Below are 26,418 nucleotides of genomic sequence, written 5' to 3'. Positions count from 1 at the left end.
ACGGATCAGATGCGAATCAGATGCGGATCAGATGACAGAGGCTCCGTCCGCAAGCTCTTCGAGCGCGCGCCAGATCCGGGCGGTGATACGGGCCGCCCCGTCCGCGTCCGATCCGGCGCAGGCGTCGATGAGCCGCTCATGCAGCTCGGCCGACTCCAGCGCGCTCGCCTCGGCGAACTGCCGCCACTCCAGTCGGCGGATCAGTGGGGTGTAACGCGAGATCGTCGCCGCGACGGCGCGGTTGCCACAGGCCCGTACGAGAACGTCGTGCAGCTCGTCGTCCGCCTGAAGCGCCTCACCGACCGCGCCGCTGCGGGTCGCGTTCTCGAAGCGGGCGTTCGCGGCCCGCATCGCGGCGACGTCCTCGGGCGTGAGCAGCGGCACGGCGGCGCGGGCGGCCAGTTCGTGCATGGCCCGTACGACCACGGCCGCCTCGCGCACGGCCCGCGGTTCCAGCCGTGTCACGCGTGTGTAGCTCTGCGGCTTGGTCTCGACGAGCCCTTCGTCGGCGAGCCGCGCGAGCGCGTCGCGCACCGGGGCTCGCGAGAGCCCCAGCCGCTCGGCGAGGTCTGCGTCCCGCACCGGCTCTCCCGGTGGGAGCTCGCCGCGCACAATGGCGTCGCGGATGGCCGCGTACGCCGTGTCGCGCAGCAGGGTCCTCGGTACCGGTCGCAGTGCTCCCATGAACTGAAATGTTAGATGTCAATCCATGGAAGCACAACGGCGAGCCCAACGGCCGCGGCTCATCCCCAGGGCCAGTCGGCGTCCCGGCCCCGCTCGAGCAGCGGCACCATGCGGAAGGCCGCATCCGTGAGGCCGCCGAAGGTGTGCCGGTTCGGCTTCCCCGACTGCGCATGGCCCGCCCCGTAGCCCGCCAGGTTCCAGGTGTAGACCGGAATGTGCGCCGGGATCTGCTCGGTCGGGTCCCCGTGGTAGCTGTACGCCGTCTGCTCGTCGGTGACGATCAGCACCCGGTCGTGTCCCTCGTAGTGGGCCCGTACCGCCGAGGTCGTGTCGGTGCCGCCGAGGTTGCCGAAGCGGCCCAGAACCCTGAGCACCGACTCGCCCTTGGGATACCTCACGCGCGAGCTGGTCGTACCGAACTGCACCAGGTCGGCGTCGGCCGCCCGCATCGCCACGGCCGTGCCGAAGATCGCGGCCGCGTCCGCGCGGTTGAGCTCGGAACGGTCCGAGAGCGGCGCCCACATGGAGCCCGAGCGGTCGACCAGGACCAGCGTGCGGCCGGGCAGCGCGGGCACATTGGCCAGTGAGTGGCCGAGCGCCTGCTCCAGCGCGTACGACCAGCGCAGCGAGGGGGCGTGCTGGTAGGCGGCGAGATAGCGGAACGGGAACTGACGCGACTTCACGACGACTTCCGGGTCCGAGATCTTCGCCGCGACCGCTGCGGCAACCCTGTCCGAGATTCCGGCCTCGTCGAAGTTCCGCAGATTGCGGACCAGCGCCATCGCGCCCATGGACGGGATCACGGCCTCCCAGGCCGTCGCGTCCATGGGGCCCTGCAGCCAGCCCGCGAGCGCCTCCCAGGTCATTGACGCCCCGGCGAGGCGTGCGGCCCCCTCGGGCGCGGTGATCACCGCGCGCCGCTCGGCGACCGGAACCGCCATCAGCGCCCGGTGGGCGGCGAGAGCGGGGATCGCGGCGGGCGGCTCGGCCGTGTCCGGGTTGTGCCGGCGGTCGAGTGCGTACTGGAACAGCGCGCCCTGCCACGGCTTGTCGGGGTCGGGCGAGGCGTGCACCAGGTTGAGGATGTCGCCGAAGCGGTAGCCCTTGGAGGCCGTGTCGTACTTCAGCAGGGACGTAGCGCTGTACAGGCGCGCCACGGCGTCGGCAATACCGCGCTTGACGGGCTTGGGCACGGCGCGGCCGTACTGCGAGGTCCAGTAGCCGAGCAGTTCGCCGGGCTCGTCGGCGCGGCGCAGCACGGAGTCGACGACCTGACGGTTCGCCGGTCCCCCGGTGGCTCCGGCGTCGAGGCGCGCCTTGACGTACTCGGCGGCGCCGACGATGGAGGCGGTGCGCATATTGCCCTCGCCGCTCAGCCAGCCGAGCAGCCCCGCGGTCCACTCCGGGTCCTCGACGGCGAGCTCCCGCACGAGAGTGCTGAAGCGGTCGTCGCGGTCGCCGCCGGACTCGTAAAAGGTCTGCTGCGAAACGAAATTGGCTACCGCGAGCAGAAAAAGCTCGCAGCGTGCGTCGCGCTCGGCGCCGATGCCGCCCTGGTGAGTACGCAGGGTGCGACCGGTCGAACGCACGGGAGAGGTCGCTCCCGCCCTGGCCTTGCGGATATTGAAACGTGCCATGTGAATCCCCCGAATTCCTGGGGGAAGCACAGCAAAGGAGTGCCCGAGATCAGAGGTCGGCGACGGACTAGCCGGGCGAGCTTCCAGACTGCTCCACATCGCCGAAGCTGGGCGGGATTCGAACCCGCGACCTCCCGGTCCGAAGAAGTAACCGTTGCCTGCGCACCGGGCACCCCATGCTGAGCCTCCCGAGATCAAAAGTGGCGGCGGCGTGATTTCGTTGGAGGAAGTAGCCGCAGCCTGCGCACCGGGAGGTGCATGAAGCTTTCGTCGAAGACTCTAGGAGCCCAACCCCAAGGCGCGCCAAGGGTTTTCCGGGGCCAGGCCCTGGGTTCAGTCGCGCTGCGAGTGGCGCTTCCAGGGGCCCGTGATCGCGAGCATGATGCCCGGGGTCTGGATATTGGCGTACAGAGTCTTTCCGTCGGGCGAGAAGACGACGCCCGTGAACTCGCTGTCGTTGAGGTCGTTGCGGGCTATCGGGTACGTCCGCCCACGCTCCGTCGCGCCGAAGAGGTGTTGGATGCCCTCGCCGTCCTCCGCGATGACGAGACCGCCGTACGGCGAGACCGTGATGTTGTCGGGGCCGTCGAAGGCGCCGTCCTTGGCCGGGTCCGGGTTGACGCCCAGCAGCACCTTCAGGGTGAGGGTCCGGCGCCGCGGGTCGTAGAACCAGACCTGGCCGTCATGCTGGACAGGGCTCTCCTCACGGGCGTACGAGGAGACGATGTACACGCCGCCGTCGCCCCACCACATGCCTTCGAGCTTGCGGGCGCGGGTGATGTCCTTGTCGGCGAACTGCTTGCGTACGGACGCGGTGCGGCCGTCGCGGTCGGGTACGTCGACCCAGTCGACGCCGTAGACCGTGCCGATCTTCGTGGCGCGCGAGAGGTCGTCGACGAACCGGCCGCCGGAGTCGTAGCACTTGGTCGCCTGGAGTACGCCCGCGTCGTCGGCAAGCGTCCTCAGCTGTCCGCGGCCGTGTTTGAAGCCGTGCGGCGGGACCCAGCGGTAGAGCAGGCCGTTGGGGCCGGACGCGTCCTCGGTCAGATAGGCGTGGCCGCGCTTGGGGTCGATGACGACGGCTTCGTGGGCATACCGGCCGAAGGCCTTGACGGGCTTCGGGTTCTGGTTGGCGCGCCGGTCGCAGGGGTCGACCTCGAAGACATAGCCGTGGTCCTTGGTCATGCCGTTCTTGCCGGCGAGGTCCTCGGTCTCCTCGCAGGTGAGCCAGGTGCCCCAAGGGGTGCGGCCGCCGGCGCAGTTGGTGGAGGTGCCCGCGATGCCGACCCACTGGGCGACCTCGCCGCTGCGGTGGACCTCGACGACCGAGCAGCCGCCGGACGCGGCGGGGTCGTAGACGAGTCCTTCGATGAGCGGGACGGGGTACTTCCAGCCGGACCGGGGGCCCTTGAGCTCGTGGTTGTTGACCAGGAGCGTCACTCCGCGCGGGCCTTCGAAGGTGGCGGTGCCGTCGTGGTTGGACGGGGTGAACTCACCCGACTCCAGCTTGGTCACGCCGCTCTCGGTGATGATCCGGTACGTGAATCCGGCGGGCAGCGCGAGGATGTTCTTGGGGTCGGGGAGCAGCGGACCGTAGCCGGGCTCGTGGTGGTGGCCGGCGGTCTCGGCGGTCTCGGTAGTCTCCGCGGTGTCCTCCGCGGCGAGGGCGCCGGGCGCGGTGGCGAACGCGCCGACGGCGCCGGTGAGGGCGACTCCAGCGCCGGTGATCGCGGACTGTCTGGCGAATTCCCTGCGGGTGAGCGGCATCGAGTACTCCTGAAGGAACACATCCGGCTGGCTGATGACGGCCACACCCTCCCGCCCGCGCATAAACGGGACTTGAACACAGGCCGACAACGAGAGGCCCCGCTGCCCATGAATATCCATGCCACCGGCCGCCGCGTCCTGGTGGGCGGAGGCTCCCGGGGCCTCGGCCGTGCCGTCGCGCAGAGGCGGTCTGGGCCCCTCGGTCTCAACGGCGCCTCACGTCTGCGCACCTGACGGCATGTCCGAAGAGTATTGGTAAACATCTCAACAGGAACGGATCACTACCAATCCCAAGATTTAGTGCAGAACTCCTTGACCCCCGAGGGGCCTGGCAATAGACATGCCCTACACCTGCATCACCTGCGGGGGGAGGCGAGCCGCTCGGATGGATGCGAAACGGGCTCGCGAACTCCATGAGAGCCGGCTCATGCGGCTGGCCAATGTGACCGGTGTCGGTACCGGGCGGGACGAGCACTCGGGCGTGGACGTGATCGTCGTCTTCGTCACCCGCAAAGTGCCCCGCGACCGGCTCCGGGAAGAAGACGTGGTTCCCGCACAGCTCGAAGGCGTACCGGTGCGCGTGCTCGCCGTCGGTGAAGTCGGCGCCCACGACCAGGAGCTGTGAGGAGCCCCTTCGAACCAGGGGAAGAGGTGGTCTGGCGTGACCAGCCAGCCCGAAATGATGCGAGGACCGACCGGCGGACAGCTCAGTGACAGCTCCCGTCGGCAAGCGATGAGTGACTTCCTGCGGCCGCAGGCGCCGCTCGCCAATGTCGTGGGCTTCGGCCACGGCGTGAAGTGGAGCGACGGCCAGCCGACCGGTGAAGAGGCGGTGCTCGTCTTCGTGACCCAGAAGGTCCCGGAGTCGATGCTGCCGGAGCGGGATGTGATCCCGCAGCAGATGGATGACGGAACGCAGACCGATGTGATCGCGGTCGGTCATGTCTCCGCGCAGCGCCGGCAGCGGCAGCAGCCGCGGAGTGCGGCGGAGCCGGAAGCCGGCTACCGGCCGGACGGCAGCGTCGCGGACCAGCTCGCGCAGCTGTCACAGCCGCTGCTCGAGGAGCTCCGTGAGATGGGCACGCTGGAGCCGCAGCTGCTGCGGCGCCGGTTACGGCCCGCGCCCTCGGGGATCTCGGTCGGCAATGTGAAGGTGACGGCCGGGACGCTCGGCAGCGTGGTCTACGACTTCCTGCCCGGCGCCACGACGGACCCGCCGGGGCCGGGGCTGGGAGTGCCGGGGAAGTTCTACATCCTCTCCAACAACCATGTGCTCGCGGACTCCAACCGCGCGCAGCTGGGCAGCCCGATCGTGCAGCCCGGTGTGTTCGACGGCGGGCAGGACCCGGCCGACCGGATTGCGACGCTGGACCGGTTCATCACGATCCAGTTCGCGCCGCAGATCCCGCTCGACCGGCACAACAACGTGGTCGACGCGGCGCTCGGCAAGGTCGAGTTCGAGGACGCGACGCGCGAGCAGTACTTCGGCGCCGCGCCGCGGGCATGGCGGCGCAAGGCGAATGTGGCGGTGGGCGACCTGGTGAAGAAGACCGGGCGTACGACGAACGTCAGCTTCGGCCGGATCATCGCGGTGGACGCGACGATCGACGTCAACTACGGCACGGCGGGGACGGCTCGCTTCAAGGACCAGATCCTGACGACGAACATCTCGGCGGGCGGCGACTCCGGTTCGCTGGTGACGTCGCTCGACAACGTCGCGCTCGGTCTGCTGTTCGCGGGGTCCTCCGTGGTGACCGTGGCCAACCACATCGAGAACGTCCGCGCGCTGCTGCGCGTCGAAATCGCCGAGCAGCTGGCCTGAGGAGAGGACGCACGATGACCACGCAGGCGCGTAAGCAGAAGGGTCAGGCGCGGGCCGAACACCGCTACCTCAACCCGCAGGGCGCGGAGGTCAAGACGCGCGACGAGGCGTTCGCCAGGCCGATGGAGGTCGCGGCGGAAGCGCTCCAGACGACGGCGAAGCTGGAACTGCACAACGGTCAGGTCACCTTCGCCATCGAGGTGAAGTACAACCCGAACACGTACCCGCACGTGGTGACGGGCGGCCAGATCACATCGGGCATCTGTGGCGCGCCGTGGAACATCACGGGCGGCACGATCGGCGACCAGTTGCGGCTGGACGCGAAGCGGGCGGGCCAGGGTTCGTGTGCGAACACGATCACGATCGTGGGCGAGTACCAGAACCCGCCGGCCTACCGGGGTACGTACGGTTTCGAGGGAGCGACGTCGTCGTTCAAGCACACGACCAGGTACGAGTGCTGACGGACCCTCACGGACTGGGCGCCGTCCCTTCACTGGGGCGGCGCCCGCCACTTGCGCCACGTGCGCCCGCGCGGCGAAGCCGGCGCCCTGCGTTTCCGGGCGCCCCGGACGAGTGGGGGCTTCGCCCGCTGGACCCCCAGTACGCGCTTCGCGCGTGTCCTCAATCTCCCCCAGACTTCGTCCGGGGCCCCCAGACGGGCTCAACTTCAGCCCCGCCGGCGTTTGAGGCGTGGGGGTCCCCCCACGCCCGCAGGGCGTAGGGGGAGGGTCCGGGCGGAGCCCCGGTTGAAGAAACCGGCGGAGACACGCCCCCGGTGCGGCGCGAGCCTCAACCCCCCGACCGTGACCGCGCCTTGAACGCCGCCTTGCGCGCTTCCTTGGCCGCCCTCTTGTCCCGGTGCAGCCGCCCCATCGCCTCCAGCACATCCGCCGTCGCCGGGTGCTCCACCCGCCAGGCCGCGTCGAAGAACCCGCTGTGCTGACCGACCAGCCCCTCCACCAGGCCCTGGAGCTCCTCCAGCTCCCCCTCCGCGTCCAGCTGCGCCGCAATCGTGTCGATCGCCAGCCAGAAGATCATCGACTCCGGCGGCGCCGGCACATCACTCGCGCCGCGCTCCGCCAGCCACACCCGCGCCAACCCGCCGAGCTCGGCGTCGTCGAGGACCGCCCGTACCTCCGGTTCGGCCTGCGGGCCCACCAGGGCCAGCGCCTGCTGGCAGTGCAGGCGGCGCAGCGGACCGCCCGAGTCCGCGCCCCTCGCCGCCCCAAGGATTTCGCGCGCGGCGTCGGCCGGCCCTCGCCGGGCCAGCCACTGCTCCGTCTCCGCCCGCGCCGCCAGCTCCGGGAAGTGCGCAAGACCGTCCAGCAGAACGTCCGCGCCCTTGTCCGCCAGCTCCCCCACTGCCGGCGCGTCGATCCCCGCCTCCAACATCCGCGCTCTGATGCCGTAGAGACCGAGCGGGGTGAGCCTGACCATCCCGTACCGGGAGACGTCCTCGTCGTCCACCGGCGGTGCGGGCTCTTCGCCCTCCTCCGCCATCAACGCCTCGTCCACCGGCCGGTATTCGACCAGGCCCACCTCCTCGAACAGGCGGAACTGGTCGTCCAGCCGCATCATCGCCACCGACACCTGCTCCAGCACGTCGTCCGTGGGCTCGCCCATGTCGTCCGGCACGATCATCGACGCCGCGAGCGCGGGCAGCGGCACCGGCCCCTCCGCGCCGCCCTCCGTGACGGTCAGCAGATACAGATTCCCCAGGACCCCGTCGAGGAACTCCGCCTCCGCGTCCGGGTCCCAGTCCAGCGCGCCGTAGTCGATCTCGCCGTTCTCGGCGATCGCGTCGGTCAGCTCGTCCAGTACCGGCGCGATGGCGTCGGCGTGCACGACCTCGAGCGCGTCCAGCCAGATGGCGAGGATGTCCTGCGGCCCGCCGGAGATGATCACCGCAAGGGTCTCCCCCGCGGCGGCCGTGCCGTACTCGGCGTCGTCGTCGGCCGGGTCCTGGACTTCCACCAGCCCGGTGTCGACGGCGGTACGCCATGCCTCGCTCGCGTACGCCGGGCCGTCGTCGTCTGACCCGAGGCCCAGCTCTTCGGCGGCCGCGGGCAGCTGCTCGTCGACGAGTTCGCCCCCCGCGCCGACCCGCGTGTCCGGCCCCGCCCAGCGGGCGAGCCGTACGGCCCTGGTCAGCAGCGGCGCGGCGAGCGCGTCCCGCGCCAGTTCCGCGTCCGAGTGCAGCCGCACCGGCGGCAGGGTGGGGCGGTCTTCGGGCATCTGGTGGTTCTCCTCGGCGCGTACGGGGTTCCGGGCGGCGGCCCTGTGGGCGGCCCCAAGCGTAGACGCATTTCACCGGGTTTCGCCGCGCTCGGCCGCGAAGCGCAAGCAGCCCGGCCACGGTTCGCAGGTCGGCCCGCACACGCGGCGCGGGACAGCCCGCCCTCGCTGCCTGAGACAGCCCGCGCACGCTGCGCAAACAGCCCCGCCCTGCGCGGCCCCCGCGGCGCCGGCAGCCCGGTTCACCCGCCCTTCGATCGGTGTACACCCGTCAACTCTTGACAACTCCCCTGTGCAACCAAGAGATTGACGCGCGTAGACCAAATGCACCGCACTGCATCACCCTCATCCCTCACACTTCCGGAGTTCCTTGATGCCTTCCTCCGTCGTACCGAGAACGGCCGTCGCGGCTGTCGTCGCCGCCGCGCTGGCCGCCGGCCTGCTCGCCGGATCGTCCGCCGCCTCCGCAGACTCCGCCGCCGAGGTCCGGATCCATGACATCCAGGGCACCACCCGGATATCCCCGCTGGCCGGACAGCAGGTGACCGGCATCCCCGGCATCGTCACGGGCGTACGGACCTACGGCTCCAAGGGCTTCTGGTTCCAGGACCCGCAGGCCGACGCCGACCCGGCCACCAGCGAGGGCATCTTCGTCTACACCGGCTCCAACCCGACCGTCGCCGTGGGCGACAGCGTGCTGGTCAGCGGCACCGTCGGCGAGTACATCCCCGGCGGCACCTCCTCCGGCAACCAGTCGCTCACCCAGATCGCCAAGCCGGCCGTCACCGTGGTCTCCTCCCAGAACCCGCTGCCCGCACCGGTCACGATCACCGCACGGTCGGTGCCCTCCGCGTACGCCCCGTCCGGCGACGCGGCGGCCGGCAACAGCATCAACGCGCTCCCGCTCCAGCCCGGCACGTACGCCCTGGACTACTACGAGTCCCTGGAGGGCACGAACGTCCGCATCGGCACTTCGCGCGTAGTCGGCGCCACCGACCCGTACGCCGAGCTGTGGGTGACGGTGAAGCCGCACGAGAACCCGAACCGCCGCGGCGGCGCGGTCTACGGTTCGTACACCGCCCAGAACACCGGGCGCCTGCAGATCCAGTCGCTGACGCCGCTCGCCCAGCAGCCCTTCCCCAAGGCGAACGTCGGCGACGTCCTCGCCGGGACGACCGAAGGCCCCCTGGACTTCAACCAGTTCGGCGGCTACACGATCACGGCACGCACCCTCGGCACGGTCACCGACCGCGGCCTGAAGCCCGAGGCGACCTGCAAGCAGGGGCGCGGCGAGCTCGCGGTCGCCACGTACAACGTGGAGAACCTCGACCCGACCGACCCGCAGGAGAAGTTCGACGCGCTGGCGAAGGCCGTCGTCAACAACCTCGCCTCGCCCGACATCGTCGCCCTGGAGGAGATCCAGGACAACAACGGCGCCAAGAACGACGGCACGGTCGCCGCCGACGAGACGGTGAAGAAGTTCACCGCGGCGATCGCCGCGGCCGGCGGCCCGGCCTACGACTGGCGCTCGATCAACCCCGAGAACAACAAGGACGGCGGCGAGCCCGGCGGCAACATCCGCCAGGTCTTCCTCTTCAACCCTCAGCGGGTCTCCTTCACCGACCGCGCGGGCGGCGACGCGAAGACGGCGACCGGCGTCGTGGCGGACAAGGGCCGCGCGGCCCTCACTCTCTCCCCCGGCCGGATCGACCCGGCGAACTCCGCCTGGGAGAGCAGCCGTAAGCCGCTCGCGGGCGAGTTCACCTTCCGCGGCCGCACGGTCTTCGTGATCGCGAACCACTTCGGCTCGAAGGGCGGCGACGAGGGGCTGACCTCGCACCACCAGCCGCCGAACCGTTCCTCCGAGGCCAAGCGTCTGCTGCAGGCGCAGGCCGTGAACGCCTTCGTCAAGGACGTCCTCAAGACCGACCGTCGCGCCGACGTCCTGGTCCTGGGCGACATCAACGACTTCGAGTTCTCGGCGACGACCAAGGCGCTCACCGACGGCGGCGCGCTCTACCCGGCGGTCAAGTCCCTGCCGCGCAGCGAGCGTTACTCGTACGTCTACCAGGGCAACAGCCAGGTCCTGGACCAGATCCTGATCAGCCCGTCGATCGGCGACTTCGCGTACGACAGCGTGCACATCAACGCGGAGTTCGCGGACCAGAACAGCGACCACGACCCGCAGGTGCTGCGCTTCCGTCCGTAACCGTCCTTACTGCTACGCGCCCGCGCCGAAGCTCCTGAAGCTCAGTGCGGGCGTGTAGCGGCTCACGCCGCCACCGTGCCTCGCGGTGCACGTCGTCACTGTTCAGCCTTGCTTTCCCCTCACCCCAAGAAGAACTAAGTAGACCTTCACAGTCGTGGGGTTGAGACTGCGAAGCATGACCACACCACGCCCTTTCGGCCGCGCGCTCTGCGCAATGATCACGCCCTTCGGCCCCACCGGCGAGCTGGACCCGGAGGCGGCCGCCCGCCTCGCCGTCCGCCTGGTGGCCGAGGGCTGCGACGGACTGGTCCTCAGCGGCACCACAGGCGAGTCCCCGACGACCAGCGACGCCGAGAAGACCGCGCTGGTACGGGCCGTACGCGAGGCGATCGGAGAGAGCGCGTACGTGGTGGCGGGTGTCGGCACCTCCTCCACGCGCCACACCGTCGAGCTGGCCCGGGCGGCCGAAGAGGCGGGCGCGGACGGTCTGTTGGTGGTCACTCCGTACTACAGCCGCCCGCCGCAGGACGCGCTCCAGGCGCATTTCCGTACCGTCGCGGACGCCACCGGTCTGCCCGTGATGCTGTACGACATCCCCGGGCGCACCGGCACACGTATCGAGGTGGGGACCCTGCTGCGGCTGGCGGAGCATCCGCGCATCGTGGCCGTCAAGGACTGCGCGTACGACCTGCTCGGCTCGGCCAAGGTGATCGCGCGCACCTCGCTGGCGTACTACTCGGGCAGCGAGGAGCTGAATCTGCCGCTGTACGCGGTGGGTGGCGCGGGGTTTGTGAGCACGGTCGCGAATGTGGCCGCGCGGCAGCTGCGCGCGGTGCTCGACGCGTACGACAAGGGCGACACCGCCGAGGCCACGCGGCTGAATCAACTCACGCTCCCGCTGACCGAGTTGATGATGGCGTCCGGCCTGCCGGGCACGGTGACGGCCAAGGCGCTGCTGGCCGCGGGCCCGGTCCGGGAACCGCTGCAGCCCGCCGGCCGCGAGGCGGTCGACGGGCTGCGCAAGGCGTACGAGGAGTTGCTCAGCGTGTCCGGCCGATCTTGCCGGGCTCGCGTGCCCTGGCACGGCACTCCCCCGTAGCCCTTCGGGCACGGGAGGTACCCCCACGCTGCGTTGTCGTCAGTCGCCTACGCTCCGCGTGGGCTCTCCCCCTGCCTTCGGCGGGGGGACCCCCATCCTCCGCCTTGCGATGCACCACGCCAGACCCTCCCCCTACGCCCTGGGGGCGTGGGGGAACCCCCACTCACTGATCCGGCCTGATCGACCGGACAGGACCTAGTTGTGGCTGTGCAGGACTTCGTTGAGACCGCCCCAGACCGCGTTGTTCGGGCGAGCCTCGACCGCGCCCGTGACCGAGTTGCGGCGGAAGAGGATGTTGCTCGCGCCGGAGAGCTCGCGGGCCTTGACGATCTGTCCGTCGGGCATGGTGACGCGGGTGCCGGCCGTGACGTACAGACCGGCCTCGACGACACACTCGTCGCCGAGCGCGATGCCGACGCCCGCCTCGGCGCCGATCAGGCAGCGCTCGCCGATGACGATGCGGACGTTGCCGCCGCCGGAGAGGGTGCCCATGGTGGACGCGCCGCCGCCGATGTCCGAGCCGTCGCCGACGACGACGCCCGCGGAGATGCGGCCCTCGATCATCGACGTGCCGAGCGTGCCGGCGTTGAAGTTGACGAAGCCTTCGTGCATGACGGTCGTGCCCTCGGCGAGGTGCGCGCCGAGCCGGACGCGGTCGGCGTCGGCGATGCGTACGCCCTTGGGCGCGACGTAGTCCGTCATCCGCGGGAACTTGTCGACGCTCGTCACGGCGAGGTGCAGACCCTCGGCGCGGGCGTTCAGCCGCACGGTCTCCACCTGGTCGACGGCGACCGGGCCGAGCGAGGTCCAGGCGACGTTGGCGAGCAGCCCGAAGAGGCCGTCCAGGCTCTGGCCGTGCGGCTTGACCAGCCGGTGGCTCAACAGGTGCAGCCGCAGATACGCGTCGTGGGCGTCCAGCGGCTTGTCGTCGAGCGAGGCGACGACCGTACGGACGGCGACAACCTCGACGCCGCGGCGGGCGTCCGGGCCGACCGCCTTGGCGGCGCCCTCGCCGAGCAGCTCGACGGCCCGCTCGGCGGTCAGCCGCTCGGTCCCGGCGGGCCCGGGCTCGGCGACGAGCTCGGGGGCGGGGAACCAGGTGTCGAGGACGGTGCCGTCGGCGGCGAGGGTGGCGAGTCCGGCGGCGACGGCGCCGTTGGTGCGGGTGGCAGTGGTGCTGTCGGGCGAGTCAGTCATGGTCGAACGCTAACCGCCCGAGGCCCGCGGGGGCGAACCGGTCTCAGTTCCCGGTCTCCACGCAGCGCCCGGCGGCCTCCGACAAGGACACCGTGAATGGGCCCGCGGCCCGGCGCCGGAACGCCCGGTCCCTCGGCGAGGCCGAGCAAGCGGCCGGAAAACGGGGTCGTCGACCCAGGCGCGCCGGGTGCCCCGTGCCGTGGAGCCAGGCAGACGGGCTCCTACAGATGCAGCCTGGCCCGCCCGGCGAGCCCGCCGGACGGAGGCCCGGCGCTCCCGGACGCGTCACGCGCTCGCGTCGATGATCCGCGCCAGCATCTCCCGCGCGTACTCCTCTTCGTACCGCGCATCCGTCAGCAGCACCTGCAGACAGATCCCATCCATCAGCGCCACCAGCGCCCGCGCTGTGACCGGATCGGTCCGCCTGGCCAGCGGCTCCGCCAGCCCTTCGCACCACTCCGCGGCGACCGGCCGCAGCGCCGGGCGCCGCAGGCCCGCCAGGTAGAGCTCGTACTCCAGCTCCACCCCGGTGCGCTCCCCCGCGAGCCACTGACCCATCAGCCGGGCGAGCTCCCCGGCGAGATCCGCTTCCGGGTCGGCGAGGGCGCCGCTGTTGCGCACCGCCGCCGCGAAGCCCTCATTGGTCTGGCGCAGCGCGGCGACCAGCAGTTCGTCGAGGGAGGCGAAGTGGTACGTGGTCGAGCCGAGCGGCACATCCGCCTCCGCCGCAACCGAGCGGTGACTGAGCCCGGCGATCCCCTTGCTGCCCACCACCCGGATCGCCGCGTCGATGATGCGCTGACGCCGCTCGGGGTCGTACCTCCGGCCCATCAGTGGGCACCGCCCATGTTGAGCACGACGACCCCGGCGATCACCAGAGCGATGCCCGTGATCTTGGCCAGGCTGGTCGACTCACCCATGAAGGCCATGCCGATCGCGGCGATCGCGGCGGTGCCGGCACCGGCCCAGATCGCGTACGCGGTGCCCACCGACAGCGTCTTCAGCGTCTGCGCGAGCAGCGAGAAGGCGAGCACATAGCCCACGACGGTCAGCAACGAGGGCCAGAGCCTGGTGAAGCCCTCGCTGTACTTCATGGCCGTCGTCCCGGCCACCTCCGCCGCGATCGCCGCAGCCAGCAGTCCGTATCCCATGCGTACGAGTGTACACATCGTTGCGTACGCCTGTACACAACTCCTCGCGCCTCAGAACCGGACTAACCTTGCTTGCACACATGCAATGGACGGGATGGAGCGCCATGTCCAACCAGGACCGCGGACCGCTGCTCGGGCGGCTCGCAGACATCTACCGCGGCTATCTGACCGCCGTCGTCCTGCACGGCCAGGCGGCCGCCGACACCCTCGGGCAGAACCCCACGGATGTGTACGCCCTCAACGCCCTGGAGCTCGCGGGCCCCCTCACCACCGGCGCACTCGCCGAACGCATCGGCCTCTCGCAGAGCGCCACCACCCGGCTGGTCGACCGGCTGGAGCGGGCCGGCTGGGTCCGCCGCGGGCCCGACGCAGCCGACCGCCGACGCGTCGTCGTCGAGGCCGTACCGCTCACACGCGAGCAGGACGAGGCGGCCTTCGGCGCGGCCCGCAGCCGGATGGCCGAGGTCTTCGAGGGCTTCGGCCCCGACGAACTGCGCGTCCTGCTCCGCTACTTCGAGCAGGCGACGCCCGCGCTGCGCGAGGCGACGGCGGAGACGAGGAGCGAGACGCGGCGCGAGGCAAAAGCCGAGGCAAAGACCGAGGCGAGGAGCGAGGGGAGGGGGCCGCAGTGACCCCACCGGCGCCGCCCCGCTACGGTGTCCCGTCCGATCAGGCACACCAGACTTGCGACGCGCGGGAGACACCTCAGTGGCTTACGGAAACATCCCCCCGGCCGGACCTCCTCCCGGCTGGGGCGGCTGGATGCCCCCGCCGCCACCCAAGCCCGGAGTGATACCGCTGCACCCGCTCGGCCTCGGCGACATCCTGGGCGGGGCGTTCGCCACGATGGGCCGCTACTGGAAGCAGTTGCTCGGCATAGCCCTGGCCGCCTACGGCGCCGCGGCAGCCGTCGCCGGCGCGGCCCTGGCAATTGCCTACGCCCTCGTCGCCGATCACGTCGACAGGATCAAACACCTCGACGAGGCGCAGGCCCCGGCCTGGGAGGACATCCGGCCGCTGCTCTTCGCCTTCCTCGCCGTATGGGGCACCACCATGATCGCGATGCTGCTCGCCACCGCGATGGTCTACGCCGCCTGCCCGGCGACGCTCCAGGACGCCGTGCTGGGCAAGCCCACCACGTTCGGCGTGGTCTGGCGACGGGCCGCGGCGGGCGTACCGGCCGTCATCGGCACGGTGTTCCTCACCTCTCTGATCCTCCTGATCCCGCTCGCGCTGTTCCTCACGGCCTTCGTCACCCTGGTGATCGCGCTCATCGCGATAGGCACCGGGCCGCTGATCGTGCCCCCGCTGGCCTTCCTCGGCGCCCTGGCCACCGCGCCGGTGGCCGTCTGGCTCTGGGTGAAGTTCAGCCTCGCCCCCGCGGCCGCCGTCTTCGAACGCCAGGGCGCCCTCGCGGCTATGCGCCGCTCGGCGCACCTGGTCCGCGGCGACTGGTGGCGGATCTTCGGAATCACGCTGCTCGCCGCGGCCATCGCGGGCGTGGCGAGCTACATCATCCAGCTGCCGGTCAACCTGCTGGGCATGTTCCCCGGCACGGTGGGCACTTCGGACTTCGGCCCCGACCCGACGGCTTCGCAGGTCCTGGTCTCGCTCGGCGGCGTACTGATCGTGCTGATGGTGACCCAGCTGATCGGCCAGATCTTCGTCGCCGTGTTCCCTCAGCTGGTGACGAGCCTGCTCTACGTCGACCAGCGCATCCGCCGGGAGAACCTGGCCGCGGCCCTGGCGGAGGCAGCCGCCCCCACGCCGCCCTCGTACCAGCCCCCTTCTTAGTCGAGCAGCGTCTTCTTCGGCCGCAGCACGCAGAACTCATTGCCCTCGGGATCCGCCAGCACCACCCACGTCACGTCCTCCCCCTGCCCGACGTCCGCCCGTCGCGCCCCGAGGGCCAGCAGCCGTTCGATCTCTGCGGCCTGGTCGTCGGGCGTCAGGTCGAGATGCAGCCGGTTCTTGACCGTCTTCGGCTCGGGTACGGGGAGGAAGACGATCCCCGGCAGGGCGGTCTCGTCCGCACCGATGACAACCTCGTCATCGGCCTCGTAGACGACCTTCCAGTCCAGGACCTGGCACCAGAAGCGCGCCAGGCCCTTCAGGTCGTCTGCGTCGACAGCGATCTGATACAGCTTCAGCCCCATGGCCACAGGGTGGCACGCACACATACGTGTAGGGCCCCCGGCTCACCGCCGGGGGCCCTACACGCATCAGCAAACAGACTCAGACGTTGAAGCCCAGCGCGCGCAGCTGCTCGCGGCCGTCGTCCGTGATCTTGTCCGGGCCCCACGGCGGCATCCAGACCCAGTTGATCTTCAGCTCGTTGACGATGCCGTCCGTCGCCGACTTCGCCTGGTCCTCGATGACGTCGGTCAGCGGGCACGCCGCGGACGTCAGCGTCATATCCAGGGTCGCGACATTGGAGTCGTCGATGTGGATGCCGTAGATCAGGCCGAGGTTGACCACGTCGATACCCAGCTCGGGGTCGACGACGTCGTACAGCGCCTCGCGGACCTCCTCCTCGGAGGCCGGCTTCACCGTGGCGGTCTCGTTGTCAGTCATGCCGTTTTCCCTTCGGACAGCGCCTGCGCCGTCGCGTCCTTCCATGCCATCCAGCTCAGCAGCGCGCACTTCACCCGGGCCGGGTACTTGGAGACACCGGCGAACGCGACCGCGTCCTCCAGCACCTCTTCCATCGCGTCGTCCGGCTCGATCTGGCCCTTCGACTGCATCAGCTCCAGGAAGGCCGCCTGGATCTTCTGCGCCTCGGCGAGCTCCTTGCCGACCAAAAGCTCGTTCAGTACGGAGGCGCTGGCCTGGCTGATGGAGCAGCCCTGGCCCTCGTACGAGACGTCCGCGATCAGCGAACCCTCGTACTTCACACGGAGTGTGATCTCGTCGCCGCACGTCGGATTGACGTGGTGCACCTCGGCATCGCCATCCCGCAGACCACGCCCGTGAGGGTGCTTGTAGTGGTCCAGGATGACTTCCTGGTACATCGAATCAAGCTTCACCAGTCACCCAACCTCAGCCGAAGAAGTTCCGGACGTGCTCCAGCCCGTCGATCAGCGCGTCGACCTCCGACGGCGTGGAGTACAGATAGAACGACGCTCGCGTGGTCGCAGGAATTCCGTACCGCAGGCAGACGGGCCGCGCGCAGTGGTGGCCGACCCGGACCGCGATGCCCTGCTCGTCCAGGACCTGGCCCACGTCGTGCGGGTGGATGTCTCCCAGCACGAAGGAAATCGCCGCGCCGCGGTCCTCGGCCGTGGTGGGGCCGATGATGCGCAGGTCGGGGACCTCGAGCAGCCGCTTCACCGCGTACTCGGTGAGGGCGTGCTCATGCTCGGCGATCTTGTCCATGCCGATCGAGGTGAGGTAGTCCACGGCCGCGCCGAGGCCGACGGCCTGGGCGATCGGGGGCGTACCGGCCTCGAATTTGTGCGGCGCGGGGGCGTAGGTCGACGAGTGCATCGACACCGTCTCGATCATCTCGCCGCCACCGAGGAACGGAGGAAGATCCTCGAGCAGCTCCTGGCGGCCCCACAGCACTCCGATGCCCGTCGGGCCGCACATCTTGTGGCCGGTGAAGGCCACGAAGTCGGCGCCGAGCGCCTGGACGTCCAGCGGCATGTGCGGCGCGGCCTGCGAGGCGTCGAGCAGCACCAGGGCGCCGACGTCCTGCGCACGGCGGACGATGGCATCGACCGGGTTGACCGTGCCCATGATGTTGGAGACCAGCGTGAAGGAGACGATCTTCGTCTTCTCGGTGATGATCTCGTCGAGGTTGGACAGGTCGAGCCTGCCGTCGTCGGTGAGGCCGAACCACTTCAGCTTCGCGCCGGTGCGCTGCGACAGCAGCTGCCACGGAACGATGTTGGAGTGGTGCTCCATCTCCGTGATGACGATCTCGGTCTCGCGGTCCACGCGGTAGGGCTCGTCGGCCCAGCCGAGCATGTTGGCCACGAGGTTGAGCGACTCCGAGGCGTTCTTCGTGAAGATCACCTCGTCGCGGCTCGGCGCGTTGATGAAGGCCGCGACCTTGTCACGGGCTCCCTCGTACAGCGCCGTGGCCTCCTCGGCGAGCACATGAACACCGCGGTGGACGTTGGCATTGTGCTGTTCGTAGTACTCGCTCAGCACATCGAGCACCTGGCGCGGCGTCTGTGACGTCGCCGCGTTGTCCAGGTACACGAGCTTCTTCCCGTCGTGGATCACGCGGTCCAGGATCGGGAAGTCCTTGCGGATCGCCTCGGTGTCGAGGAGGCCCGGCAGCTGTGTCACGCGGATACGCCACCCTTCGTGTATGCCTCGTAGCCCTCGGCCTCGAGCTTGTCGGCGAGCTCGGCGCCGCCGGACTCGGCGATGCGGCCATTCGCGAACACGTGCACGAAGTCGGGCTTGATGTAGCGCAGAATGCGCGTGTAGTGCGTGATCAGCAGGGTGCCGACCTCGCCGGTCGCGTGGACGCGGTTGACGCCCTCGGACACCTGGCGCAGCGCGTCGACGTCCAGGCCGGAGTCGGTCTCGTCGAGGATCGCGATCTTCGGCTTGAGGAGCTCCAGCTGAAGGATCTCGTGGCGCTTCTTCTCACCGCCGGAGAAGCCCTCGTTCACATTGCGCTCGGCGAAGGCCGGGTCCATCTGGAGCTGCTCCATGGCCGTCTTGACCTCCTTCACCCACGTACGGAGCTTGGGGGCCTCGCCGCGGATCGCCGTCGCCGACGTACGCAGGAAGTTGGAGACCGAGACGCCGGGGACCTCGACCGGGTACTGCATGGCCAGGAACATGCCGGCGCGGGCGCGCTCGTCGACGGTCATCTCCAGGACGTCCTCGCCGTCGAGGGTGACGGTGCCACTGGTGATCGTGTACTTGGGGTGGCCCGCGATCGAGTACGCGAGGGTCGACTTGCCGGAGCCGTTGGGGCCCATGATGGCGTGGGTCTCACCCTGCTTCACGGTCAGGTCGACGCCCTTGAGGATCTCGCGGGGGCCGTTCTCGGCCTCGACGGAGACGTGCAGGTCGCGGATTTCAAGCGTTGCCATGGGTGACTCAGGACTCCTGGGTGACGGAGACGAGCACATCGTCCCCTTCGATCTTTACGGGGTATACGGGGACGGGGCGCGTCGCGGGCAGGCCATTCGGCTTACCGGTACGGAGGTCGAAGCTGGAGCCGTGCAGCCAGCACTCGATCGAGCAGTCCTCGACCTCGCCCTCCGAGAGCGAGACGTTCGCGTGCGAGCAGATGTCGTTGATCGCGAACACCTCCCCCTCGGCGCGGACGACGGACACGGGCGTGCCGTCGAGCTCCACCCGCTTGGGGGTGCTCTCCTCCAGCTCGCTCAGCCCACAGGCTCGGACGAAGGCCATCAGACGGACGCCTCCAGCTCCGCGTCGATCTTGGCGAGCAGGCGCTCCTCGACGTCGGGCAGGCCGATCTTCTGGACCAGCTCGGCGAAGAAGCCGCGGACCACCAGGCGGCGGGCCTCGTCGGCCGGGATGCCGCGGGACTGCAGGTAGAAGAGCTGCTCGTCGTCGAAGCGGCCGGTGGCGGAGGCGTGACCGGCACCGACGATCTCGCCGGTCTCGATCTCCAGGTTCGGCACGGAGTCGACCCGCGCGCCGTCCGTGAGAACGAGGTTGCGGTTCATCTCGTACGTGTCCGTGCCCTCGGCCTTGGCCTCGATCAGGACGTCGCCGATCCACACCGCGTGCGCGTCCTGGCCCTGCAGCGCGCCCTTGTAGGCGGCGTTGGAGCGACAGTGCGGGGCGTTGTGGTCGACCAGGAGGCGGTGCTCCTGGTGCTGGCCGGCGTCGGTGAAGTACAGACCGAGGAGCTCGGCCTCGCCGCCGGTGCCCGCGTACTGCACGCGCGGGTGCAGACGTACGACGTCGCCGCCGAAGGTCACCACGATCGACTTGAAGGAGGCGTCCCGGCCGACCAGCGCATTGTGCTGGGAGACATGGACGGCCTTGTCGTCCCAGTCCTGGACGGCGACGACGGTGAGCTTCGCGCCGTCGCCGAGCAGATAGTCGACGTTGGCGGCGAGCACCGCGTCACCGGTGTGGTCGATGACCACGACGGCCTCGGCGAAGGCGCCGAGCTCGATGACCTGGTGGGCGAAGGCGGTGCCGCCCTCGCCGTGCACGGCGATCCGGACCGGCTCGGTGAGCACGGTCTCCTTGGGCACGGTGACGACCGAGGCCTTCTCGAAGGAGGAGTACGCCTGGGCGGCCACCCGGTCCACCGGGGTGCCGGCCCTGCCGAGCCGCGCGTCGTCACGGCCGACGGTCTCGATGATGACGCCCTCGGGCGCGTCGATGTCGACCTTGATGCCGTTGCCGGTGGCGATCGCGGTGCCGTCGTGCAGACCGCGCAGCCGCTCCAGGGGAGTGAAACGCCACTCCTCCTCGCGGCCGTGCGGCACCGGGAAGTCCGCCACGTCGAAGGACGGGGGCGCACTCATACGGGTGGCGACGGTCGACTCGGCGGCCACCGCGACGGCTCCCGCCGTGATGGAGCCGGAGGTGGTGGCACCCGCCGGGATGTTCTGGGCCTGAGCCATGGCTGTCGTACTGCTCGCTTTCTGCCTCGTCGTACTCGCCCGCCGTCGGCGGCGGGACCGGCGGCGCCTTTCGGCGCTGCCCTGCCCTGCCGCCGTGCGGCGTGCTCGGGGCTCAGCGGCTGAGCCCGGGGTCGTTGGTCGTCGCTGCCGGGCGCTCAGCCCACGGAGCCCTCCATCTGCAGCTCGATCAGCCGGTTGAGCTCCAGCGCGTACTCCATCGGCAGTTCCTTGGCGATCGGCTCGACGAAGCCGCGCACGATCATCGCCATCGCCTCGAACTCGGTCATGCCACGGCTCATCAGGTAGAAGAGCTGGTCCTCGGAGACCTTGGAGACGGTCGCCTCGTGGCCCATGGACACGTCGTCCTCGCGGACGTCCACGTAGGGGTAGGTGTCCGAGCGGGAGATCGTGTCGACCAGCAGCGCGTCACAGAGCACATTGGACTTCGCGCCCGGCGCGCCCTCGCCGATCTCGATCAGACCGCGGTAGGAGGTACGGCCGCCGCCTCGCGCCACCGACTTGGAGACGATGTTGGAGGAGGTGTTCGGGGCCATGTGGACCATCTTGGCGCCGGCGTCCTGGTGCTGGCCCTCGCCCGCGAAGGCGATGGACAGGGTCTCGCCCTTGGCGTGCTCGCCCATCAGGTAGACGGCCGGGTACTTCATCGTCACCTTGGAGCCGATGTTGCCGTCGACCCACTCCATGGTCGCGCCCTCGTAGGCCACGGCCCGCTTGGTGACCAGGTTGTAGACGTTGTTCGACCAGTTCTGGATCGTCGTGTAGCGGCAGCGGCCGCCCTTCTTGACGATGATCTCGACGACGGCACTGTGCAGCGAGTCGGAAGAGTAGATCGGGGCCGTACAACCCTCGACGTAGTGGACGTAGGCGTCCTCGTCGACGATGATCAGCGTCCGCTCGAACTGGCCCATGTTCTCCGTGTTGATACGGAAGTAGGCCTGCAGCGGGATGTCGACGTGCACGCCCTTCGGCACGTAGATGAACGATCCGCCGGACCACACGGCCGAGTTCAGCGAGGCGAACTTGTTGTCGCCGACCGGGATGACCGTGCCGAAGTACTCCTGGAAGAGCTCCGGGTGCTCCTTCAGCGCGGTGTCCGTGTCGAGGAAGATGACGCCCTGCTCCTCCAGGTCCTCACGGATCTGGTGGTAGACGACCTCGGACTCGTACTGGGCGGCGACGCCGGCGACCAGGCGCTGCTTCTCCGCCTCGGGGATGCCGAGCTTGTCGTAGGTGTTCTTGATGTCCTCGGGCAGGTCCTCCCAGGACTCCGCCTGCTTCTCCGTGGAGCGCACGAAGTACTTGATGTTGTCGAAGTCGATGCCCGACAGGTCCGAGCCCCAGCTCGGCATGGGCTTCTTGCCGAACAGCCGCAGCCCCTTCAGGCGCAGCTTCAGCATCCACTCCGGCTCGTTCTTCTTCGCCGAGATGTCGCGTACGACGGCTTCGGAGAGACCGCGCTTGGCCGCGGCGCCTGCCGCGTCGGAGTCGGCCCAGCCGAATTCGTACGTACCCAGACCCTCGAGTTCGGGGTGGGCAGTCTCCGTGGGGAGAGTCATGCGGGGTTCCTCCCGGCCGTGCTTTCAGATGCTGGTGGTGTGCTGGTCTGTGGGGCGCCGTGCGGGATGAACGTGGTGCAGACGCCGTCGCCGTGGGCGATGGTGGCGAGACGCTGCACATGTGTTCCCAGGAGGCGGGAGAAGGTCTCCGTCTCCGCCTCGCACAGCTGTGGGTACTGCTCGGCGACATGGGCGACCGGGCAGTGGTGCTGGCAGAGCTGTTCGCCGACCGGTGCGCTACGCGCCGTAGCAGCGTACCCGTCGACGCTCAAGGCCTTGGCCAGCGCTTCGGTGCGCTCCTCGGCGGGCGCGGCTTCTATCGCCGCGCGGTAGGCCTTGGCCTGTGTCTCGAGCCGGTCCCGGGCGAAGGCGGCGACGGCCGCCTCTCCCGCTTCCCCGCCGCCTGCGGACCGCTCGATCCAGCGGAGCGCATCGACGGCCAGCGTGTCGTAGGACTGGTCGAAGGCATCCCGGCCGCAGTCGGTGAGGGCGAACACCTTGGCGGGCCGCCCGCGCGTGCGCGCGCCGTAGATCCGCTGCTCGCGGGGCTCGACCACATTGTCCGAGACGAGCGAATCGAGATGGCGGCGTACGGCTGCCTGGGTGAGGCCGAGCCGGGTCGCGAGATCGGCGACGGTGGACGGGCCGTGGTCCAGGACGGAGCGCGCGACCCGGTTGCGTGTGGAACGCTCTCCGGTCGCGAGTTCCTCGTGGGGAGCCTCGCCAACGTTTTTCACAACACCATTGTTGCGTAATTCCTCTGGCGCTGACAACTGCCGTCCAAGGCGTGAGCCGGTGCGCTTCATCACTAAGGGTCACCTAAGCAAAGAGCCCGCCCGGCTGCCGCCGGACGGGCCCTGACCAGGTATTTCCCTGAGAATCAGCCCACCAGATCGGGGCGGTCGGTGACCCTGATCGAATTCACCAGAGTCTTGCCGGAATTCGCCACGAATCGCAGGTTGAGCTGGCCGTCCGTCACCTGGACCGTGAAGGCGCGGTCGTGCGCCGTGCGGACGCCCGCTTCCAGCGCCAGGTCGAGGTTCGGTACGTACTGCGTCCCCTCGGCCATCACGTCGAAGACCCGGTCCGTCGGGTCCTTGGAGCTGAGCTCGGCGAAGCCCAGCTCGATCCGGTAGGTGCCGGCCGGCAGCCCGTCGAAGCGGTATTCGTACATGCCCTGCCGGGCGGTCCGGTAGAGCTTGGGGTCGGCAGCCCCGGTGATGGCCCGGCTGGTGGAGATCTCACTGGCGCTGCCCAGATATCCGTACGCGCCGGTGGCGTGCTTGCGGTCCGGGCTCCAGGCGTCACCCAGCGCGTCCACCGAGGACGTGGCCGTGCCGGTGTCGATGGCCGTCCGGTAGGCGGGAACGACCACCTTCACCGGGATGTCGATCACGGGCCTCCGGCCGCTCTCGGACTTCACCTGCAGGGTCCCGGCCAGGACCGTGCCGGGAGCGGCTCCCGTGGTGTCGATGCTCAGAGCCACCTTCTGCGCGGCCCCGGCCGGCAGCTGTCCGGTGCCGGGCGCGACCTTGATCCAGCTCTTGCCGTCCTTCTCGGCGATCGTGAAGGGCGTGTCGGAGCCGGTGTTGGCGAGGGTGAGCGCGCGGGTGCGCTGCTGGGCCGCCGGGGCGACGACGGTCAGCGAGGTGCTGTCGGCGGCCACCCGGCCGGTCTTGAGCACGGCGTCCGACACCGCGATCTCGCCGGGCTTCGGGGTCTGCCTCGCGCTCGCCCCGGTGTAGGCGGGGGCGGAGACGGCGATGTCGTACGAGGCGTCGGCGGGCACCTGGAGGAGATAGCCGCCGTCGGCGCCGGTGACATCGCTGCCGGTGGCCGCGCCGCCGCTGCTCACGGCCACGGCTGCGCCCGCGACCGGCTTGCCGTCGTTGGCGTCGGTGATCCGGCCGGCCACGACTGCGCTCCTGGTGGTACGCAAGCCGATGCTCAGGCCGTCGCGAACGGTGCCCTCGTTGAAGGAGTAGAGCAGCGCGTCGGTGCCGGTCGCGTTCTCGGCGCCGATGGTCGCGCCCGAGCCGTTCTCGAAGCCGGTTCCGGAGATGTCCTTGTAGTGGAAGGACGCGGAGCCGTCCTCGCCGAGGACCGCCGCGAAGGAGACCCGCTCGGAAGTGGTCGCGGCGATCAGCGCGTTGCGCCACTCGACGACGATCTTCCGGTGCGGGGCGCTGCCGGTCGCGGACCAGTACACGCCCGCGTCGGCGTCGACCGTGAGGTTGTCCCAGAACGGATAGAGCGAGCCGTTCGGGGCGAAGCTGGTGGGCAGGGTGCTGTTGGTGCTCGATGTGGAGGCGGTCCCGAAGGAGAGCACCCCGTCGATGGACGCGGTCGCCGCCCGGTAGGTGCGGCCGTAGAAGGCCACCGGGAAGGGCAGCTCGAAGGAGGCCGTGCCGAAGGTGGTGCTGGTGTACGCCAGCTTGGTGGCGCCGGCCGGGAAGTCGCCGCCGCCCAGTGCGCAGGCGGTGCCGAAGGCGTCGGTCCGGTCGGGCAGCACGATGTCCTTCGCCGTACTGCCGCTGACCTCGACGCGCACGCTGGTCGCCGATGCGCAGCGGTGGCCGGGGGTGACGGCGAGGTCGTACGTGCCGACCGGGAGACGCAGCGTGTAGCTGCCGTCGGCGGCGGACTTGGTGGTGACCGGGGTGCCCTGGGCGGTGACGACGGCGCCCGCCTCGGCGCCGGCGTAACCGGTGATCTTGCCGGTGACATCGGCTGAGGCCGCCTCGTCGAGCGCGAAGTCCCTGACCGTGCTGCCGTTCTCGACGACGGTGACGGAGCCCTGCGCGGTGCCGTATCCGAATTTGGCGACACTCACCGTGTAGTCGCCGACCATCAGCTTGGGCAGGGCGTAGCCGCCGTCGGCGCCGCTTGTGACCGTCGTCTTCATCGGGCCCTCGAAGCGCAGGGTGGCGTCGGCGAGCGGGCCCGCGGCGGTGGTGACCTTGCCGCTGACCGCACCGAGCGCGCCGCGCGGGGTGGCCGTGACGGCGGCGTACGCGTCGAGGCGGCCCTCGCCGAAGACGTTGTTGTCGGCGGCCGTGCCGCCGCACGTGGTGTTGTCCACGTCGACGGCGGTGGCGTCGAGGAGCTTCTCGGTCTCGGCGACATTGCCGCGGATCGCGGGCGCGGCCGACCACATCAGCGCCACGGTGGCGGCGGTGTGTGGAGAGGCCATCGACGTACCGGAGATGGAGTTGTAGCCGCCGCCGGTCCAGGAGGAGCGGACGTTGACGCCCGGGGCGGCCAGATTGGGCTTGAGGCCGCCGGCCTCACCGGTGCCGCGCGAGGAGAACGACGCGATGGTGTTGTTGATGTCGAAGGCGCCGGAGGAGTACGAGTTCGTGTACGCGCCGGGAGATCCGGAGGTGTTGCAGCCCGGACCGCTGTTGCCGTTGGAGAACGCCGGGAAGATGCCCGCGTCGCGCCACGACTGCACGACCTCCTTGTACCAGGGGTCGATGACGGCACTGCCCCAGGAGTTGTTCACCACGTCGGGTGCGAGGTCGGGGCGGGGGTTGGCACCCGCGGGGTCGGTGGGCGCGACGATCCACTGGCCGGAGCGCAGCAGCGAGTCGCGGCTGCAGGAGCTGGTCTCGCAGCCCTTGGCGGCGATCCACTTGGCGCCGGGGGCGACGCCGATCTGGTTGCCCGCGCCGTCGTCGCCGACCATGGTGCCCATGGTGTGGGTGCCGTGACCGTTGTTGTCGCACGGTGCGGCGGTGGTGCAGATCTTTGCCGGGTCGAACCAGTTGTAGGCGTTGTCCACGCTGCCGTCGGACTTCAGCCCGCGGTACTTGGCCTTCACGGCCGGGTGGTCGAACTGCACGCCGGAGTCGATGCTGGCGACGACCACGCCCTCGCCGCGTATGCCGAGTTCGGACCAGACCTTGGGGGCGTTGATCCGGTCGACGTTCCACTCGACAGCGTCCAGGCGCGCTTCGTTCCGGCCCGGCAGCGGATCGGGGATGGTGATCGGGTCGTCGGCCTCCAGTGCTGCGACGTCGGAGCGGGCCGCGATCTTCTCGGCGAGCGCCTTGCCGGCGGTCACCTTGAGGGTGTTGGCGATCCAGAACGACTCGTAGCGGACGCCGGCGCCGTCCAGCAGGGCCCGCAGCCCGGCCTGGGACTTCGTCGCGTACGCCAGCTTCGTTTCGTACAGGGTGCGCGCCTTGGCACTCTTGCCCTTGGCTCTGCGGGCGGCGGATGTGTCGGCCTCATGCGTCAGGGCGACCCAGAAGGTCGCCCTGTTCTTGGCGTCGAGCTGCGCGAGGACGCCGGCCTCGGTCTTGGTCCGATACGCGGACGGTGCGGCGGATAAGGCCGCGTCAGGTTGCTGTGCCTGGGCCGGGGCGGCGCCGAGCGCGATGGGCAGGGCCACGGCCACTGCGGTCAGGGCGGCCAAGGCTCTGCGCCGTCCCGGGGTGCGTCTAGCCACGAACTCTCC

The 26,418-nt window shown here is 69.9% G+C and carries 24 protein-coding genes; 7 read left to right on the top strand and 17 right to left on the bottom strand.

Annotated elements, in window-relative coordinates; all coding sequences use genetic code 11:
- Positions 1–27: 27 nt before the first annotated feature.
- From OG729_RS30400 to OG729_RS30390, 3 genes are all read right to left on the bottom strand, one after another.
- On the bottom strand, positions 28–684 hold the full coding sequence (locus tag OG729_RS30400; protein WP_360883848.1) for a GntR family transcriptional regulator: 657 nt from the start codon (positions 682–684) through the stop codon (positions 28–30).
- 59 nt (positions 685–743) lie between these two features.
- Positions 744–2,321, bottom strand: coding sequence for a TROVE domain-containing protein (locus tag OG729_RS30395; protein WP_405809066.1), 1,578 nt, complete (start codon positions 2,319–2,321; stop codon positions 744–746).
- 333 nt (positions 2,322–2,654) lie between these two features.
- Positions 2,655–4,088, bottom strand: a complete 1,434-nt coding sequence (locus OG729_RS30390) for an alkaline phosphatase PhoX (protein WP_405811339.1) — start codon at positions 4,086–4,088, stop codon at positions 2,655–2,657.
- Between the two features lie 385 nt (positions 4,089–4,473).
- On the opposite strand from OG729_RS30390, the gene OG729_RS30385 reads away from it, so the two are divergent.
- Genes OG729_RS30385 through OG729_RS30375 form a run of 3 tightly spaced genes read left to right on the top strand, consistent with a single transcriptional unit; the run spans position 4,474 to position 6,371 of the window.
- Positions 4,474–4,713 (top strand): hypothetical protein, encoded by a 240-nt coding sequence (locus OG729_RS30385; RefSeq protein WP_360883854.1) that lies wholly within the window; start codon positions 4,474–4,476, stop codon positions 4,711–4,713.
- 36 nt (positions 4,714–4,749) lie between these two features.
- Complete coding sequence (locus OG729_RS30380) at positions 4,750–5,910, top strand: hypothetical protein (RefSeq protein WP_405809064.1); 1,161 nt, start codon at positions 4,750–4,752, stop codon at positions 5,908–5,910.
- A gap of 14 nt (positions 5,911–5,924) precedes the next feature.
- Positions 5,925–6,371: a hypothetical protein gene (locus tag OG729_RS30375; RefSeq protein WP_360883859.1), complete on the top strand. Its 447-nt coding sequence runs from the start codon at positions 5,925–5,927 to the stop codon at positions 6,369–6,371.
- Between the two features lie 328 nt (positions 6,372–6,699).
- Here OG729_RS30375 and OG729_RS30370 read toward each other — a convergent pair whose 3' ends face one another.
- Positions 6,700–8,145, bottom strand: a complete 1,446-nt coding sequence (locus tag OG729_RS30370; RefSeq protein ID WP_360883861.1) for a hypothetical protein — start codon at positions 8,143–8,145, stop codon at positions 6,700–6,702.
- A gap of 373 nt (positions 8,146–8,518) precedes the next feature.
- Here OG729_RS30370 and OG729_RS30365 point away from each other — a divergent pair, with 373 nt between their 5' ends.
- A complete protein-coding gene (locus OG729_RS30365) occupies positions 8,519–10,354 on the top strand; it encodes an endonuclease/exonuclease/phosphatase family protein (protein WP_405809062.1) in 1,836 nt (611 codons plus the stop codon).
- 175 nt (positions 10,355–10,529) lie between these two features.
- Complete coding sequence (gene dapA, locus OG729_RS30360; RefSeq protein ID WP_405809060.1) at positions 10,530–11,453, top strand: 4-hydroxy-tetrahydrodipicolinate synthase; 924 nt, start codon at positions 10,530–10,532, stop codon at positions 11,451–11,453.
- A gap of 195 nt (positions 11,454–11,648) precedes the next feature.
- Here the strand turns inward: dapA and dapD are convergent, their stop codons facing one another.
- The 3 genes from dapD to OG729_RS30345 all read right to left on the bottom strand — a co-directional run bounded on the left by dapD (position 11,649) and on the right by OG729_RS30345 (position 13,801).
- The gene (gene dapD / locus OG729_RS30355; RefSeq protein WP_405809058.1) at positions 11,649–12,650 is read right to left on the bottom strand and encodes a 2,3,4,5-tetrahydropyridine-2,6-dicarboxylate N-succinyltransferase; all 1,002 of its coding nucleotides are present in this window, start codon (positions 12,648–12,650) and stop codon (positions 11,649–11,651) included.
- Between the two features lie 285 nt (positions 12,651–12,935).
- Positions 12,936–13,481 carry a TetR family transcriptional regulator gene (locus tag OG729_RS30350; protein WP_360883873.1) on the bottom strand — a complete coding sequence of 182 codons (546 nt, stop codon included), beginning with the start codon at positions 13,479–13,481 and terminating at the stop codon, positions 12,936–12,938.
- Positions 13,481–13,801, bottom strand: coding sequence for a multidrug efflux SMR transporter (locus OG729_RS30345; RefSeq protein ID WP_360883876.1), 321 nt, complete (start codon positions 13,799–13,801; stop codon positions 13,481–13,483). Before OG729_RS30345 ends, OG729_RS30350 begins: the two co-directional genes overlap by 1 nt.
- 104 nt (positions 13,802–13,905) lie before the next feature.
- Here OG729_RS30345 and OG729_RS30340 point away from each other — a divergent pair, with 104 nt between their 5' ends.
- Both OG729_RS30340 and OG729_RS30335 read left to right on the top strand, forming a co-directional pair.
- Positions 13,906–14,433 (top strand): MarR family winged helix-turn-helix transcriptional regulator, encoded by a 528-nt coding sequence (locus OG729_RS30340; protein ID WP_405809056.1) that lies wholly within the window; start codon positions 13,906–13,908, stop codon positions 14,431–14,433.
- 76 nt (positions 14,434–14,509) lie between these two features.
- On the top strand, positions 14,510–15,595 hold the full coding sequence (locus tag OG729_RS30335; protein WP_405809054.1) for a hypothetical protein: 1,086 nt from the start codon (positions 14,510–14,512) through the stop codon (positions 15,593–15,595).
- Here the strand turns inward: OG729_RS30335 and OG729_RS30330 are convergent.
- From OG729_RS30330 to OG729_RS30285, 10 genes are all read right to left on the bottom strand, one after another.
- Positions 15,592–15,957 (bottom strand): VOC family protein, encoded by a 366-nt coding sequence (locus tag OG729_RS30330; RefSeq protein WP_405809053.1) that lies wholly within the window; start codon positions 15,955–15,957, stop codon positions 15,592–15,594. The genes OG729_RS30335 and OG729_RS30330 overlap by 4 nt on opposite strands.
- A gap of 79 nt (positions 15,958–16,036) precedes the next feature.
- Positions 16,037–16,375, bottom strand: a complete 339-nt coding sequence (locus OG729_RS30325; protein WP_360873700.1) for a metal-sulfur cluster assembly factor — start codon at positions 16,373–16,375, stop codon at positions 16,037–16,039.
- Positions 16,372–16,827: a Fe-S cluster assembly sulfur transfer protein SufU gene (gene sufU, locus OG729_RS30320; RefSeq protein WP_360873703.1), complete on the bottom strand. Its 456-nt coding sequence runs from the start codon at positions 16,825–16,827 to the stop codon at positions 16,372–16,374. The genes OG729_RS30325 and sufU overlap by 4 nt, the downstream gene beginning before the upstream one ends.
- A 13-nt stretch (positions 16,828–16,840) precedes the next feature.
- Positions 16,841–18,097, bottom strand: coding sequence for a cysteine desulfurase (locus OG729_RS30315; RefSeq protein ID WP_360873706.1), 1,257 nt, complete (start codon positions 18,095–18,097; stop codon positions 16,841–16,843).
- Entirely contained in the window at positions 18,094–18,858 is a 765-nt protein-coding gene (gene sufC / locus OG729_RS30310; protein ID WP_360873709.1) for a Fe-S cluster assembly ATPase SufC, read from the bottom strand. The genes OG729_RS30315 and sufC overlap by 4 nt, the downstream gene beginning before the upstream one ends.
- Positions 18,859–18,865: 7 nt before the next feature.
- On the bottom strand, positions 18,866–19,183 hold the full coding sequence (locus OG729_RS30305; protein ID WP_360873712.1) for a non-heme iron oxygenase ferredoxin subunit: 318 nt from the start codon (positions 19,181–19,183) through the stop codon (positions 18,866–18,868).
- On the bottom strand, positions 19,183–20,379 hold the full coding sequence (gene sufD / locus OG729_RS30300; protein ID WP_360873715.1) for a Fe-S cluster assembly protein SufD: 1,197 nt from the start codon (positions 20,377–20,379) through the stop codon (positions 19,183–19,185). The genes OG729_RS30305 and sufD overlap by 1 nt, the downstream gene beginning before the upstream one ends.
- 155 nt (positions 20,380–20,534) lie before the next feature.
- Positions 20,535–21,956 (bottom strand): Fe-S cluster assembly protein SufB, encoded by a 1,422-nt coding sequence (sufB, locus tag OG729_RS30295; protein ID WP_405809051.1) that lies wholly within the window; start codon positions 21,954–21,956, stop codon positions 20,535–20,537.
- Complete coding sequence (locus OG729_RS30290) at positions 21,953–22,693, bottom strand: helix-turn-helix transcriptional regulator (protein WP_405809049.1); 741 nt, start codon at positions 22,691–22,693, stop codon at positions 21,953–21,955. Before OG729_RS30290 ends, sufB begins: the two co-directional genes overlap by 4 nt.
- Positions 22,694–22,836: 143 nt before the next feature.
- Positions 22,837–26,409, bottom strand: coding sequence for a S8 family serine peptidase (locus tag OG729_RS30285; protein ID WP_405809048.1), 3,573 nt, complete (start codon positions 26,407–26,409; stop codon positions 22,837–22,839).
- Between the last annotated feature and the right edge of the window lie 9 nt (positions 26,410–26,418).

Origin of the sequence: Streptomyces sp. NBC_00210, from assembly GCF_045160975.1 — a bacterium.
GTDB lineage: Bacteria > Actinomycetota > Actinomycetes > Streptomycetales > Streptomycetaceae > Streptomyces.
The sequence above is the reverse complement of the archived record's forward strand: the minus strand, read 5'-3'. Positions and strand labels throughout refer to the sequence as shown.

What these genes read in the sequence shown, in the direction of transcription:
- OG729_RS30365 (WP_405809062.1), top strand. Translation starts at nt 8,519, where the DNA reads ATGCCTTCCTCCGTCGTACCGAGAACGGCCGTCGCGGCTGTCGTCGCC.
- dapD (WP_405809058.1), bottom strand. Translation starts at nt 12,650, where the DNA reads ATGACTGACTCGCCCGACAGCACCACTGCCACCCGCACCAACGGCGCC.
- sufB (WP_405809051.1), bottom strand. Translation starts at nt 21,956, where the DNA reads ATGACTCTCCCCACGGAGACTGCCCACCCCGAACTCGAGGGTCTGGGT.
- OG729_RS30395 (WP_405809066.1), bottom strand. Translation starts at nt 2,321, where the DNA reads ATGGCACGTTTCAATATCCGCAAGGCCAGGGCGGGAGCGACCTCTCCC.
- sufD (WP_360873715.1), bottom strand. Translation starts at nt 20,379, where the DNA reads ATGGCTCAGGCCCAGAACATCCCGGCGGGTGCCACCACCTCCGGCTCC.
- OG729_RS30370 (WP_360883861.1), bottom strand. Translation starts at nt 8,145, where the DNA reads ATGCCCGAAGACCGCCCCACCCTGCCGCCGGTGCGGCTGCACTCGGAC.
- OG729_RS30375 (WP_360883859.1), top strand. Translation starts at nt 5,925, where the DNA reads ATGACCACGCAGGCGCGTAAGCAGAAGGGTCAGGCGCGGGCCGAACAC.
- OG729_RS30340 (WP_405809056.1), top strand. Translation starts at nt 13,906, where the DNA reads ATGTCCAACCAGGACCGCGGACCGCTGCTCGGGCGGCTCGCAGACATC.
- OG729_RS30305 (WP_360873712.1), bottom strand. Translation starts at nt 19,183, where the DNA reads ATGGCCTTCGTCCGAGCCTGTGGGCTGAGCGAGCTGGAGGAGAGCACC.
- OG729_RS30400 (WP_360883848.1), bottom strand. Translation starts at nt 684, where the DNA reads ATGGGAGCACTGCGACCGGTACCGAGGACCCTGCTGCGCGACACGGCG.
- OG729_RS30385 (WP_360883854.1), top strand. Translation starts at nt 4,474, where the DNA reads ATGGATGCGAAACGGGCTCGCGAACTCCATGAGAGCCGGCTCATGCGG.
- sufC (WP_360873709.1), bottom strand. Translation starts at nt 18,858, where the DNA reads ATGGCAACGCTTGAAATCCGCGACCTGCACGTCTCCGTCGAGGCCGAG.
- OG729_RS30325 (WP_360873700.1), bottom strand. Translation starts at nt 16,375, where the DNA reads ATGACTGACAACGAGACCGCCACGGTGAAGCCGGCCTCCGAGGAGGAG.
- dapA (WP_405809060.1), top strand. Translation starts at nt 10,530, where the DNA reads ATGACCACACCACGCCCTTTCGGCCGCGCGCTCTGCGCAATGATCACG.
- OG729_RS30350 (WP_360883873.1), bottom strand. Translation starts at nt 13,481, where the DNA reads ATGGGCCGGAGGTACGACCCCGAGCGGCGTCAGCGCATCATCGACGCG.
- OG729_RS30330 (WP_405809053.1), bottom strand. Translation starts at nt 15,957, where the DNA reads ATGGGGCTGAAGCTGTATCAGATCGCTGTCGACGCAGACGACCTGAAG.
- OG729_RS30345 (WP_360883876.1), bottom strand. Translation starts at nt 13,801, where the DNA reads ATGGGATACGGACTGCTGGCTGCGGCGATCGCGGCGGAGGTGGCCGGG.
- OG729_RS30390 (WP_405811339.1), bottom strand. Translation starts at nt 4,088, where the DNA reads ATGCCGCTCACCCGCAGGGAATTCGCCAGACAGTCCGCGATCACCGGC.